Source organism: Ruegeria sp. BHSA162 (genome assembly GCF_059613385.1).
Genome location: NZ_JBXWSK010000019.1, coordinates 37,727 through 50,429, shown reverse-complemented (window position 1 = coordinate 50,429; position 12,703 = coordinate 37,727). Strand labels below are relative to the sequence as shown.

Below are 12,703 nucleotides of genomic sequence, written 5' to 3'. Positions count from 1 at the left end.
ACGGCTTCCCGAACGTGGGGGACCTTGGGCCGGATATCTACCTGTTCTCGTCCTACAAGACCTACGGACCGCATCAGGGCTGCATGGTGATCCGGCGCACGCTGGGCGAGCTGCTGCCCAATCAGGGGCATTTCTTCAACGGAGACGTGCTGTACAAGCGGTTCACACCGGCCGGCCCGGACCACGCTCAGATTGCCGCCAGCGCCGGCATGGCCGACTATGTCGAACAACTCTGCGACCACCACGGCGGCCCATCTTCGGGGGCTTCCGCGCGTGGTGCTTTTGTCCACGACCTGATGCGTGCGCACGAAGTTGAGCTTCTGCAGCCGGTTCTGGACGCGCTCAAGGATCGCAACGCGGTGCGCCTGATCGGCCCGTCCGATGCCGAACGCCGGGCTCCGACCGTGGCCTTGGCCGTCAACCGCGACGCGGAAAGCGTGGCGGCCGATCTGTCCAAACACGGCATCATGGCCGGCGGTGGTGATTTTTATGCGGTTCGCCCGCTGACCGCCATGGGTGTCGACCTGGAGCAAGGTGTTCTACGGGTAAGTTTCACCCACTACACCTCGCGAAACGAGATCGACCAATTGCTCGAAGCATTTGACCGGGTTTTGTGATCCGGTAACAGTTCCGCCCCGTAGACATATGAAAACGGGGCGGAAATGGACAAAGAGCAGTCACCAATCATTTTGTGGTTCCGGCGTGATCTACGCCTGACTGACCATCCGGCTTTGGCTGCGGCCGCGCAGACAGGGCGACCTGTGATACCTGTTTTTCTGCGAGATCAGCTGGTCGATGACTTGGGCGCGGCTCCGAAATGGCGGCTGGGCCTCGGCCTTGCCGCATTGTCTGACGGCCTCGAGCGCAAGGGCAGCAAGCTGATCCTGCGAAGCGGCCCGTCGCTGGCCGCGCTTGAAGACCTGATACGGGAAACGGGGGCAACTGATGTTTATTGGTCGCGGGCCTATGATCCCGAATCCATCGGGCGTGACACTCAGATAAAGGCTGCGTTGTCCGCGCAGGACGTATCCGCCAAGTCTTTTGCCGGGCATCTTTTGTTCGAGCCATGGACGGTCGCCACAAAGGCGGGTCAGCCCTTTCGTGTTTTTACGCCCATGTGGCGGGCTGTGCGAGGGAGAGAGGTCGACGCTCCCAAGCCTGCACCGTCGCGGATCGCGGCACCCCGATCATGGCCGCAGTCGGACGGGCTTGAGGCCTGGAACCTTGGCGCGGATATGCGTCGTGGCGCAGCGGTCGTTCGGGCTCATGTCGAACCGGGCGAGGCCGCCGCATTTGCGCAGCTGGACGAATTCACCGAACGGCTCGACGCGTATCCAGCAAAACGCGACGATCTGGGCGATGACGGCACATCGGGACTGTCCGAGTACCTTTCGTTGGGCGAGATCAGCCCGGCAACCATCTGGCACCGGGTCCAGAGCGCAGGGTTTTCCGGTTCATCCGGGGCCGAGGGCTTCTTGCGCCAACTCGTCTGGCGCGAGTTCGCATATCACCTGATGTACCATACGCCGCATCTACTGAGCGCGAATTGGAAGCCGGAATGGGATGCGTTTCCGTGGAAAACCGACACGGACACCCCCGAAGTTCGAGCCTGGACAATGGCGCGAACGGGGATACCGGTGATAGATGCGGGCCTGCGGCAGATGTATGTCACTGGCCGGATGCACAACCGCGTCCGAATGATCGTCGCCAGCTACCTGACCAAGCACCTGATGACGCACTGGAAGATCGGCATGGATTGGTTTGCGGACTGTCTGGTCGATTGGGATCCGGCAGCGAATGCTATGGGGTGGCAGTGGGTTGCCGGGTCGGGGCCGGATGCCTCGCCGTTCTTTCGTATCTTCAACCCGCAGACCCAAGCCGAGAAGTTTGACCCCACGGGCGCCTATGTCCGCCGGTGGCTGGCCGAAGGACAAAAGAACCCACCCGAGACGGCGCTTGCCTATTTCGATGCGGTGCCGGTGTCATGGGGACTGTCTCCGACGGATGCCTATCCTGATCCGGTCGTGGATCTGAAGGTTGGGCGACAGCGGGCGCTTGCCGCCTACGAAGGCCGAAAACACCAGTAAGGAATTGAAAACTTGCCAGAAACGGAATCCCGTCCTAGCCTGCTCCGACCACCGCACAGGGGAGAGCGGATGATCCTGACGACGACAGAGGGGCAGAAAAGCCTGCCCAGATATTTTTCGCAGGTCTTCAAGATGCTGCAGCGAATGGAGTCCGGACGGCTGGACATCGCGCTGCCGGACGGGCGCATTTTTCGCAACGAAGGCGCCAAGCCCGGACCTGTCGCCCGCGTTGATATTCACGACCCGGATGTATTCGCGCGGCTGATCCGTGAAGGCGAGCTCGGATTTTCCGACGCCTACCTTGAGGGTGGGTGGAGCACACCTGACCTGCGCGCCTTCATGGATCTTGTCCATCTGGGCACCGAGACGGTGTATGATGATTTCACTGGCAAGTTTTTGGTTCAGGCCTATGAGCGCCTGCGGTTCTGGCTGCACCGGAACAACCGAAAGCAGGCCAAAAAGAACATTTCGTACCACTACGATCTGGGCAATGATTTCTACAGCCTTTGGCTGGACGAGACGATGACCTACTCCAGCGCGCTGTTCGAAACCGGTCAGGAAAGTCTGGAAAAGGCTCAGACGGCCAAATATGCCAGCCTGGTGGACGAGATGGGAGCAAAGCCGGGCGACCACATCCTTGAAATTGGCTGCGGTTGGGGTGGCTTTGCTGAATACGCCGCTAAAGAAAGAGACCTGAGGGTCACAGGCCTGACCATCAGTCAAGAACAGTTGAAGTATGCGACGCAACGCATAGAAAAAGCTGGGCTTTCCGACAAGGTGACCTTCAAGCTGCAGGACTATCGCGACGAGCGTGGGCAGTATGACGGCATTGCGTCGATCGAGATGTTCGAGGCCGTTGGGCAAAAGTACTGGCCGGTCTATTTTCAAACGGTCCGCGACCGGCTGAAGCCCGGCGCACGGGCCACGCTTCAGATCATAACAGTGGCCGACCGCCGCTGGGACGTCTACAAGAACGGTGTTGACTTTATCCAGAAATACATCTTTCCGGGCGGCATGTTGCCGGCCCCGACGGTGCTGAGGCAGGAAATCCAGCAGGCCGGTCTGGATGTGGTCAAGTCGAAGGAGTTCGGCCCAAGCTATGACCTGACCCTGCGGCGCTGGTACGACACGTTCAACGACAAATGGGACCAGGTTGCTGCGATGGGCTTTGATGAGCGTTTCCGCCGCATGTGGAATTATTATTTGACCGCTTGCGGCGCAGCCTTTGACACGGGCAATTGCGATGTGACACAGATCACCGTAGCAAAACCCAACTAACACACGGAAATATCGGAATGCCGACAGCCTCACGTCTTGTTGCCGCGCTCAGTCTCATGGTGGTGGCTTTCCTTGTGTCCGGCATGATCATCGACAACGGCGAAGAGGGAAAGGACTACGGCTACTTTACCTATGTGAACCTGGTCCTTGGTTTTTTGTGTGGTTGGGTCATCATGGGCAAACGGGCTGGCCGCGGCTGGACTGCAGCCGTGAACAATGGCCTGACCGGAGTGGTTTCTCTGGTGTTTTGGGGCCTGTTCGTTCAGGGCACGTACGAGATGTTCCGGCTTGCGATGCGTCACCGCTATGACGGGCCATTCGAGGCATTGCTGGCCATTTTCCAGATCGGTGTGGATTTCGGCAAGCAACTGATCTCGCCCGAGATCATCGCGACCTTGGCGATTGGTGCTCTGCTGTCCGGCCTGTTTACCGAAGGCGCCTCGCGGCGCTGGAACTGACGCCCTAGTCACGAGCCTACGATGACCAATCTGTTTTTCTACGGCACATTGCGGTATTTGCCGCTGCTTGAACTTGTTTTGGGTCGCTCGGGTCAGGATCTTGCGGCCGAGCCGGCGATGCTGCTGGACCATGCGGTTCACGCGGTGCAGGACCAAGCCTTTCCGATGATCCTTGAGGCGCCCGGCGCAGCGGCACGGGGTATCTTGGTGCAGAACTTATCTGCGCAAGACATTGAACGGTTGGCCTTCTACGAAGGTGGGTTCGACTATGACCTGCATGTCAAGGAGGTCGTCCTTGAGGGCGGATCGCCCGTTTCCGCCCAAGTCTTCTTTCCCGCCCCCGGGTTATGGACGCCGGCCGATCCCTGGTCATTGGAAAAGTGGGTTTCCGAGTGGGGCGCGATGACCCTCTTGGCTGCGGATGAGGTCATGGGGTATTTCGGCAAGGTCGATACTTCTCGGATCGCGCGCAGTTTTTCCGCCATTCGTACCCGGGCGTGGGCCAAACATGCGGCGCAGCAACGAAAAACCGGGGATGGACGCAGCGTTCACGATGATGTGATCGTGCACCGCCACACGCGCGCATATATCGACTATTTCGGGATGGAAGAAATCGAACTGCAGCACCGCCGATACGATGGGTCGATGGGGCCGGTTCTCAATAGGAATGGCTTGATGCAGGGTGCTGCGGTCGTGGTGCTGCCGTATGATCCCCTGCGAGATACGGTCCTTCTGGTTGAGCAGTTCCGAACCCCGGTATTCTTGATCGATGACCCCGAGCCTTGGATGTGGGAACCGGTCGCCGGCATGATCGACCCCGGAGAAACCCCTGAACAGGCGGCCCACCGGGAAGCCATGGAGGAGGCGCAGGTGTCGTTCTCGCGGCTCGAATATGCAGGTGGCGCCTATTCTTCGAGCGGATCTTCCACCGAATTCATCCACCTCTATGTTGGGATTGGAGACCTCACCGCCTCGATCAACAATGGTGGCTTGGCGACCGAGGGGGAGGACATTCGCAGCAGGATTCTGCCATATGCCGAATTCATGGATATGGTTGACCGGCATGTCTTCAAGGACCTTCCTCTATTGTCCCTGGCGCATTGGTTGGCACGCAACCGCGATCGGTTGCGGGGATGACTATCCCGCCTTGTGGTCGGCGCAGGGCACCTGTACATCTGCAAAAACGCCAATTTACAAGAGGGTGCCATGCGCATTGCACGAGACCTTGCTGACGCCGTAGGAAAAACTCCGTTGATCCGGCTGCGCCGTGTCAGCGAAGAAACCGGGTGCGAAATCCTTGGGAAGGCCGAGTTCATGAACCCCGGTCAGTCGGTCAAGGATCGCGCGGCGCTGTTCATCATTCGCGACGCCATTGCGCGCGGCGATCTCAAGCCCGGCGGGACGATTGTCGAGGGGACGGCGGGCAACACGGGCATCGGTCTGGCGCTGGTCGGCGCGTCGATGGGGTTCAAAACCGTGATCGTCATCCCGGAAACCCAATCCGAAGAGAAGAAGGACATGCTGCGCCTCGCCGGGGCTCAACTGGTTCAGGTTCCCGCTGCACCTTACCGGAATCCCAACAATTTTGTGCATTACTCTCGGCGACTGGCCGAGCAGTTGGCCAAGACCGAACCCAATGGTGCGATTTGGGCAAACCAGTTCGACAACGTCGCGAACCGTCAGGCACATGTCGAGACCACTGGCCCGGAAATCTGGGAGCAGACTGACGGCAAGGTCGATGGATTCATCTGCGCGGTCGGATCCGGCGGAACGCTGGCCGGTGTGGCCGAGGCTTTGCAGCCCAAGGGCGTCAAGATCGGTATCGCCGATCCGATGGGTGCCGGTCTCTATTCCTATTACACGACGGGTGAAATCGCGATGGAGGGTGGCTCGATCGCCGAAGGGATCGGCCAGGTCCGCATCACCAAAAACCTTGAAGGGTTCAAGCCCGACCACGCCTACCAGATTACGGACAACGAAGCGTTGCCCTATATCTTCGATCTTCTGCGCGAAGAGGGGTTGGTCATGGGTGGATCCACCGCAATCAACATTGCCGGCGCCGTGAGGCTGGCCAAGGAAATGGGTCCGGGTCACACCATCGTCACCGTGTTGTGCGACTATGGCACGCGCTACCAGTCGAAACTGTTCAACCCCGACTTCCTGCGTGAAAAAGAATTGCCGGTTCCAGAGTGGATGACCGAGGCCCCGCGCAGCATTCCGGGTGTTTTTGAGGACGTATGATGCTGCGGCGGTTTCTGGTTTTACTGGCATTTGCGTTTGTGGTCGCATTTGGCGTCGCAGGCGGAGCCTCGGCGCAGCTGACCGACCGTCAGAGCGAGTACTACCAGGGTTGGCTCAGCACCGCCGAGCGTGCCGAGAAGGTGATCGAAGCCAATCGGGCATCGAATGCTTCGATGGAGAAATTGCGCGCTGAAATAAGTGGTTATCGGGACGACTTCAATCGCGCCCGAAATGCGAACACGGATCGCATTCAAACGCTGGAAAGCCAGCTCAAGGCATTGGGGCCCAAACCCGATGACGGATCTTCGGAACCCGAAGACATCGCCAGCTTGCGAGAGAACCTCGAGCAGCAACTCAACAGCCTGAAGGTGCCGCGGATCATCTCGGAAGAAGCCTATAGCCGTGCCAACGGCCTGATCAGCGAAATCGACAAGATCATTCGTGAACGGCAGCGGAAAGAGTTTCTTGAGCGCGGGCCATCGCCGCTCAACCCGGCGCATTGGGCGCCTGCCTGGGTGGACGTAACCGAAGCTGGCCGTGCATTGATGAACGAGACGAAGGCCAACATGCGTTCGGCCCTTGTCCGCGAAAAGCTGAAAGAGAGCGGACTTGCCATCGGTATTCTGCTCGCGGTGGCCGCGATCCTGCTGCTGTTCGGGCGATCATGGTCGGAGAAAGCTGGGGATTATCTGCGGCGGTTCGGAGGCTCCGGGCGAGGCGTTTGGACTTTCGTCGTGTCGCTGTTCCGGATCATCCTGCCGTGGTTCGGGGTTGCCCTCATCGTTCAGGCGGTGGTCATGACCGGAGTGCCGGGGTTGCGCGGCACATTGCTGATCCAGGAAATTCCGTATTGGGCCGCGATCATCCTGTTTTACGACTGGATCGGCCGTCAGGTCTATTTGATGGGCGAAGAACGGGGTTTCAAAGTCCTGTCGGCAAATACGATCAAGGAACTGCGGGTTTATCTGGATCTGCTCGCGCTGATGCTGATCCTGCATGAACTGGGCCAATTGTTCGAACGGATCGAAAACACCTCTGAGGCTACTCGCGCCGTCGTCAGCTTCCCGGTGATACTCGTGACAGCCCTGTTGCTGCTGCGGATCCGCCAAATCCGCCGCCCCGAAGGTTCTGAGGACGAGTCTGAGCAGGGCCAGTCGACACGGGCGGCCGGGTTCAGTCAGCTGGTCGAGCTGCTCCGTCGGGCGCTGTTTTTCCTGGGCATCGCAAGCGTTGTCCTGGCTGCCATTGGCTATACCAATGCCGCCGAAGCGATCGTGTTCCCATCGGTCAAAACGCTGGTCCTGATAACGGCCATCGTCATCTTCCAGCGGTTCATCAGCTCGATCTATGGCTGGTTGACGGGGCAGGGCGACGCGGCTAGCGACTCGTTGTTCTCGGTGCTGGTCGGGTTCGTTCTGGCCATTCTGTCGTTGCCCATTCTGGCGCTGTATTGGGGCGCGCGCGACTCGGACCTGCGCGAGGCGTGGTCCCGGCTTCTGATGGGTTTTGACATTGGCGGCGTGACGGTCTCGCCCAGCAACTTCCTGACTTTCGTGGCCGTATTTGCGATCGGTTACATGCTGACCAGACTGCTGCAGAGCGGTTTGCGCAACTCATTGCTGCCAAAAACCAGCATCGATCCGGGTGGGCAGAACGCGATCGTCGCAGGAACGGGCTACGTGGGAATTTTCCTTGCGGCGCTGGCCGCGATCATTGTCGCGGGTTTTGATCTGTCGTCACTGGCGATCGTCGCGGGTGCGTTGTCCGTGGGCATCGGTTTCGGATTGCAGACAATCGTGTCGAATTTTGTATCGGGCATCATCCTGTTGGTCGAACGGCCGATCGCAAAAGGGGACTGGATCGATGTCAACGGGATGATGGGCTATGTGCGCGACATCTCGGTGCGATCGACACGGGTGGAAACCTTTGACCGGACCGATGTGATCGTTCCTAACTCGGACCTGATCAGCGGCGTGGTGACCAACTATACCCGCGGCAACACCATCGGACGGGTCATCGTTCCGGTTGGCGTCGCCTATGGGACCGACACTCGCAAGGTCGAGAAGATCCTGGGTGAAATCGCGAATGCGCATCCGATGGTTTTGGCCAACCCGGCACCCAACGTCGTGTTCCAGGGGTTTGGCGCGGACTCGCTGGATTTCGAAATCAGAGCCATCCTGCGTGACGTGAATTGGGTGCTTTCCGTAAAGTCGGACATGAACCACGAAATCAACCGGCGCTTTACCGAAGAAGGGATCGAGATTCCATTCGCACAGCGCGATCTCTGGCTGCGAAACCCCGAGGTTCTGGTGCAACCGGCCAACAAGGCAGCGAAGCCCGAACAGCCGGATCAACAGGAGCCTGTGAAAACCGACGACTCAAGCTCGGCGCCGATGGGCCTGACCGAGGCGGACATGGACACAGACAACGGCGAAGAGCTGTAGTCAGAGGACTACAGCAACATCTCGCCGGCTGGACGAGACCGAAGCGACCCCGCTCAATCGTTTGGTGTGGGGGAGCTTCAGGCAACTTGCGGATCCCCTGGATTTCCGCGCAATCGGCCCTTGCAAATCCCTGTTCGTTGGTCCAAATATCGCCGGCACGGAGAGGTGGCCGAGTGGTCGAAGGCGCACGCCTGGAAAGTGTGTAGGCGGGAAACCGTCTCCAGGGTTCGAATCCCTGTCTCTCCGCCATTCACCTTGAATACCCACAGTTTTTGCGCACCGCGCGGGATCGGCAGTGTTTTGGCCCGGACACCTTGGGCGAACATGTGTTGTGCGCTGGGATCCGTACTGCCGGGCGGTGAGGCGGTGTACCGGGATTGTTACGTATCGGGGAACTGCACGGCCAGTTCTTTGCTTTTGGGAACGGCTTGGCAGGTCAGAACTTCACCGCGTGCGATGTCGTTCTGATCGAGGGCCATGTGCGCCCGCATTTGAACCTGACCCTCTGTCCGAATTGCGCGGCATGCACCGCAGACGCCTGACTGGCAGCTGAAGGGCGGCGCCAGACCCGCTGCAATGGCGGCCTCCAGGATCGTTTGCCCAGCCTCGATAGGCACATCGCGGGTTTTCCCATCCAGCGTCACCCTCGCTGTGGCCGCCATGCCGGATTGGTTCATGTCCTGAACTGGGTCGGCGCCGAAGCTTTCCATGTGGATGCGAGAATCGGGCACATCCAGCGCGTTCAGCGCTGCCCGGACGTCTGAGTTCATGCTGCCAGAGCCGCAGATCCAATACTGGACGTCCTGCGCGATGGGGGGCGTCTCGTCGATTGCCGCCTTGATCGCATCCGTGTCAACGCGGCCGGTTCGCCAAGGGCTGAACCAGCTCAACAGCGATCGAGATGACAAGACATGGCGCAAGGTGAACCGGTATGGGTTGGCCTCGACAAGGGCGTCCAGCGTTTCCCGAAACAGAATCTCATTCTCGGACCGGTTGCCGTAGATTAGATGGGCGACGGAATGTGGCTCGTGGTCAAGCACGGCTCGGATCATCGCATAAAGCGGCGTCAGTCCGCTGCCCGCGCCAAAAAAGTAGTGGGTGCGTCGTGCAGTTGCGTTGGGTTCCAGCGTGAAGCGGCCAAAGGGTGGCATCGCCTCGACCGTATCTCCGGCGCGCAGGGTGTCGCCGATATGGTTCGACACCAATCCTTCGGAAACGCGTTTCACGGTGATCCGCAGCGCTTCGTCTGGCGGGTTTGAGATGGTGTAGCAGCGTCGCTGCTCTTTCCCGCTCAGGCCGAAGCGCAGTGTCAGATGTTGGCCGGGGGACCAGCGAAACAGCTCAGTCAGGGCTGGTGGTACGTCCAGCACGACGGTGGTTGCTTCGCCACCGATTTCAGGCCGGATTTCAGCCACGGACAAGGGGAAGAATTTTCGGGTCACGAGTGGTCCTTTCCTGAGCAAAAGACGGCCATCTTCAGTCAGCGATAATCCATGGTGGTGTGCAGTGAGCGGATCACCCATTTTCGGCCTTTGCGCGTCAGCGAAAAGCGGTCGGTTTGCGCCATCGTACCTGCGTGACCCTGCCAGTCGTACTTGACTGTGGTGACCGCTGTTGCCGTGGCGCTGCCCGGCTCTTCCGTAATCACGATCCGCGGGGGTGAGCGGTCTGTTTCCACATATCCCTGCAGCGCTGGGAAAGATTCAAAGCCGGTGTCGCCCTTTCGCTGGGCCCAATCGGCCACCGAATAGCTAAAGTGATCATCCGGCTGGCCCTGACCATATTTTACGTTGATCGTGTGGATCGCTTCGGGATCTCAGTCGCTCCAGGCGAACTGGGAGTCGGGGGCGGAGAGCTGACGTTCGGCAACCGCCTTCGGGTCGCTGCCGGGCGCGGCGAGAGCCAGTCCGCCTGCCAGGGCGATCCCAGCCAAGGTGGCAAGAATGCGGAGTATCACGGGATGACCTTTGTGTTCTGGGCAATTGGGCGCGGGATGATTGGTGCCGGCCCAGGGATGGCGTTTGGAGAGAGTGTTTTGGGCCTGGTCATGTCTCAGCATCAGCTTTCGCCATGAAGTCCAGAACAACTTGCTGATGCTGCAAAACCGGGCCTTCTCCGACAGAGGCGGGGCCGACTTCAAACAACGGGCTTGCCAAGGATTTCTGTTGCTGTTCGCAGGCATAGACATCTTCGGTCGTGAAATCGCCCGAGGCCATCGGATCATCTTTGCCCAACGCGTGGTCGCCTTTGTATTTCGTGCCACCGAAGTCACGCCAGAACGCGTAAGAAGACCATTGCTGCCGCGAGTACTCCCACGCCGACGCGCTGGCCAATCGGGTGCGGTTTTCCACGCGTGTTCGGTCGGGCGCAAGCGGCGTGATGATGAAGATGTTCCAGCTGTCTTCACTGCCTGCCAGGCCAATGCCCGGAAACAGCATCGGCACCCAGGCGCCAACATGCGGTTTCGGGATTACCCGCGGAGTGGGCAGGTTTTTCTCGAGCGCGCGGGCATAGTCTGACGCGGGCGGCTCCCAAAAATGATAGTGTGGACCTTTCCAGCCGTATTCGGCGCGACCGTGGTCATACATGTGAAGCGTGTTCGAATGCAGGTGGCTCAGGTGGAAGACGTCGATGTAGTTCTCAACCACGATCTTCCAGTTGGCGCGGATCTCATAGCTTTGGCGGGCTTCGCCGTATTCGACCAATTCTTCGGGCTTGTGCGGGCCCAGCAACGGATCCACGGGCCCGAACCACTCCGCAAGGCTCGGCGCCTGCGGGTTAGGGTGCACGAAGATCATCCCGCGCCAGAGATCGACGCTTGCGGGTTTCAACCCGAGGCAAGATTTGTCGATGCCGTCAGGATATTCGCGGTTTTCATCCGGGACCGAGATCAGGTTGCCTTCCAGATCGTAGGTCCAATCGTGATAGGGGCAGGTCAGTGCCTTCTGTGTTTTGCCCACTGCACGGATCAATTGGGTTCCGCGGTGACGGCAGATGTTGTGGAACGCCCGCAGCCGACGGTCGCGCCCCATTACGACGAAGATGTTGTGCAAACCTGCCTGGACCGAGATGTAATGTCCGGGCTCGGGTACATCCTCGGCAAACCCGGCATATCGCCAGGTGCGAGAGAAGATCAGTTCTTGCTCGCGGCCGTACCAGTCCTGCGCTGTATAGGCAGAGGCGGGAAGCCGGTGATACATTCGTGTCATGAAAACCTCTCAGACCAGTCAGGCCGGATAGTCGGCCGGTGCGATGTTGGCGGTAACCATCAGGCCGCCGAAGACCATCCAAAGAACAGTAACGGTCCAGAACAGGAGTGGATCGATTTCGCGGTTGACGGTATTGATCAGGAAAGCTTGGCCGCTGCGGATCGACGGTATGGCCCACCAGAGGAATACCAGCCCCCAGGGCCATTGGAGCCCCAGCCATGTGGCCACCAAAAGAACGGGTAGGGCTGCGTAGTTGATCAGTCTGGGGAGATTGATCATGCGTCACTCTCCAACCTTGCAACCAACGCCAGCGCCGCCGCTTTCAGATCGTCGCGCCACTGATCCGGTGGCGAAATCGGGACAAGCGCGTCGATGTTCTGAGCGCAAGCAGTAACTCCATGGGCGACCGCCCGAATGCGTTCGGCAGGTGCCGAAGGATAGGCGCGGGCCAGATTGCCTTCGATGACGGCCAGAAAGTCGGCGTAGCTTTGGGTCAGTTTGGGGCCCAGGTCAGGAATGCGTTCTGCGGCCGTTGCCAAAGCCTGCCATGCCAGCATCAGCCGGGGATCATGGCCGTGCCCGTCGTCAAACAGGGCATCAATCAACTCAGATGGCTCACCCTGCGACCCGAAGTGAACCGAGACCGCCTCTGTAACTTCGGCAAAAGCGTTGATCACGTGGTCTGCCAATGCCGCCGTCATGTCATCCCGGTTTCCCAAGTAGTGGCGCAACAAGGGCCGTTTGACACCAGCCTCCGCCGCGATGCGTTCTTGTGTTGCGCCTTCCAATCCGAAACGGGCCACACAGGTCAGGTAGGCATCGAGTATTTCAGCGGATCGTTGGTCTTTGAGCGTAGGCCGGGGCATTGGGGTTCCTTTATTGTCATTTTTGACAAATAACTACAACGGATAAATTTTCAATAATGAAAATTAACAAAAGCAGGGTTGAGGGCAGGCCAAAATCAGCCTGTCCCTGCTCAGGATTTG

At 59.3% G+C, this 12,703-nt stretch carries 12 protein-coding genes and 1 tRNA gene; 8 read left to right on the top strand and 5 right to left on the bottom strand.

Annotation, left to right across the window (positions count from 1 at the left end; all coding sequences use genetic code 11):
* The 8 genes from AC2FM5_RS08155 to AC2FM5_RS08120 all read left to right on the top strand — a co-directional run.
* On the top strand, window positions 1-617 hold a 617-nt coding region (locus AC2FM5_RS08155; RefSeq protein WP_496734956.1), incomplete at its 5' end, for an aminotransferase class V-fold PLP-dependent enzyme.
* Window positions 618-662: 45 nt separating this feature from the next.
* Window positions 663-2,087 carry a cryptochrome/photolyase family protein gene (locus AC2FM5_RS08150; protein ID WP_496734954.1) on the top strand — a complete coding sequence of 475 codons (1,425 nt, stop codon included), beginning with the start codon at window positions 663-665 and terminating at the stop codon, window positions 2,085-2,087.
* A 69-nt stretch (window positions 2,088-2,156) separates the two neighbouring features.
* On the top strand, window positions 2,157-3,365 hold the full coding sequence (locus AC2FM5_RS08145) for an SAM-dependent methyltransferase (protein WP_170357606.1): 1,209 nt from the start codon (window positions 2,157-2,159) through the stop codon (window positions 3,363-3,365).
* Window positions 3,366-3,382: 17 nt separating this feature from the next.
* The gene (locus AC2FM5_RS08140; RefSeq protein ID WP_093961876.1) at window positions 3,383-3,823 is read left to right on the top strand and encodes a TrgA family protein; all 441 of its coding nucleotides are present in this window, start codon (window positions 3,383-3,385) and stop codon (window positions 3,821-3,823) included.
* A 21-nt stretch (window positions 3,824-3,844) separates the two neighbouring features.
* On the top strand, window positions 3,845-4,960 hold the full coding sequence (locus AC2FM5_RS08135; RefSeq protein WP_496734951.1) for an NUDIX domain-containing protein: 1,116 nt from the start codon (window positions 3,845-3,847) through the stop codon (window positions 4,958-4,960).
* A 69-nt stretch (window positions 4,961-5,029) separates the two neighbouring features.
* The gene (locus AC2FM5_RS08130) at window positions 5,030-6,064 is read left to right on the top strand and encodes a cysteine synthase A (protein WP_170338935.1); all 1,035 of its coding nucleotides are present in this window, start codon (window positions 5,030-5,032) and stop codon (window positions 6,062-6,064) included.
* The gene (locus AC2FM5_RS08125; RefSeq protein ID WP_496734947.1) at window positions 6,064-8,508 is read left to right on the top strand and encodes a DUF3772 domain-containing protein; all 2,445 of its coding nucleotides are present in this window, start codon (window positions 6,064-6,066) and stop codon (window positions 8,506-8,508) included. Before AC2FM5_RS08130 ends, AC2FM5_RS08125 begins: the two co-directional genes overlap by 1 nt.
* 159 nt (window positions 8,509-8,667) lie before the next feature.
* Window positions 8,668-8,757: transfer RNA gene (locus AC2FM5_RS08120), tRNA-Ser, on the top strand.
* A gap of 131 nt (window positions 8,758-8,888) precedes the next feature.
* Here AC2FM5_RS08120 and AC2FM5_RS08115 read toward each other — a convergent pair.
* The 5 genes from AC2FM5_RS08115 to AC2FM5_RS08095 form a co-directional block, all read right to left on the bottom strand.
* Complete coding sequence (locus AC2FM5_RS08115; RefSeq protein ID WP_496734945.1) at window positions 8,889-9,950, bottom strand: 2Fe-2S iron-sulfur cluster-binding protein; 1,062 nt, start codon at window positions 9,948-9,950, stop codon at window positions 8,889-8,891.
* Window positions 9,951-9,988: 38 nt separating this feature from the next.
* A complete protein-coding gene (locus AC2FM5_RS08110) occupies window positions 9,989-10,252 on the bottom strand; it encodes a hypothetical protein (protein ID WP_496734943.1) in 264 nt (87 codons plus the stop codon).
* Window positions 10,253-10,553: 301 nt separating this feature from the next.
* Window positions 10,554-11,717, bottom strand: coding sequence for an aromatic ring-hydroxylating oxygenase subunit alpha (locus AC2FM5_RS08105; RefSeq protein ID WP_496734941.1), 1,164 nt, complete (start codon window positions 11,715-11,717; stop codon window positions 10,554-10,556).
* Window positions 11,718-11,735: 18 nt separating this feature from the next.
* Window positions 11,736-11,996, bottom strand: a complete 261-nt coding sequence (locus AC2FM5_RS08100; RefSeq protein ID WP_496734939.1) for a hypothetical protein — start codon at window positions 11,994-11,996, stop codon at window positions 11,736-11,738.
* Window positions 11,993-12,583: a TetR/AcrR family transcriptional regulator gene (locus tag AC2FM5_RS08095; protein WP_496734937.1), complete on the bottom strand. Its 591-nt coding sequence runs from the start codon at window positions 12,581-12,583 to the stop codon at window positions 11,993-11,995. The genes AC2FM5_RS08100 and AC2FM5_RS08095 overlap by 4 nt, the downstream gene beginning before the upstream one ends.
* Window positions 12,584-12,703 lie beyond the last annotated feature (120 nt).

Bases quoted from the DNA above. Each gene is read 5' to 3' on its own strand.
- AC2FM5_RS08150 (WP_496734954.1), top strand. From the start codon at position 663: ATGGACAAAGAGCAGTCACCAATCATTTTGTGGTTCCGGCGTGATCTA.
- AC2FM5_RS08145 (WP_170357606.1), top strand. From the start codon at position 2,157: ATGATCCTGACGACGACAGAGGGGCAGAAAAGCCTGCCCAGATATTTT.
- AC2FM5_RS08140 (WP_093961876.1), top strand. From the start codon at position 3,383: ATGCCGACAGCCTCACGTCTTGTTGCCGCGCTCAGTCTCATGGTGGTG.
- AC2FM5_RS08135 (WP_496734951.1), top strand. From the start codon at position 3,845: ATGACCAATCTGTTTTTCTACGGCACATTGCGGTATTTGCCGCTGCTT.
- AC2FM5_RS08130 (WP_170338935.1), top strand. From the start codon at position 5,030: ATGCGCATTGCACGAGACCTTGCTGACGCCGTAGGAAAAACTCCGTTG.
- AC2FM5_RS08125 (WP_496734947.1), top strand. From the start codon at position 6,064: ATGCTGCGGCGGTTTCTGGTTTTACTGGCATTTGCGTTTGTGGTCGCA.
- AC2FM5_RS08105 (WP_496734941.1), bottom strand. From the start codon at position 11,717: ATGACACGAATGTATCACCGGCTTCCCGCCTCTGCCTATACAGCGCAG.
- AC2FM5_RS08100 (WP_496734939.1), bottom strand. From the start codon at position 11,996: ATGATCAATCTCCCCAGACTGATCAACTACGCAGCCCTACCCGTTCTT.
- AC2FM5_RS08095 (WP_496734937.1), bottom strand. From the start codon at position 12,583: ATGCCCCGGCCTACGCTCAAAGACCAACGATCCGCTGAAATACTCGAT.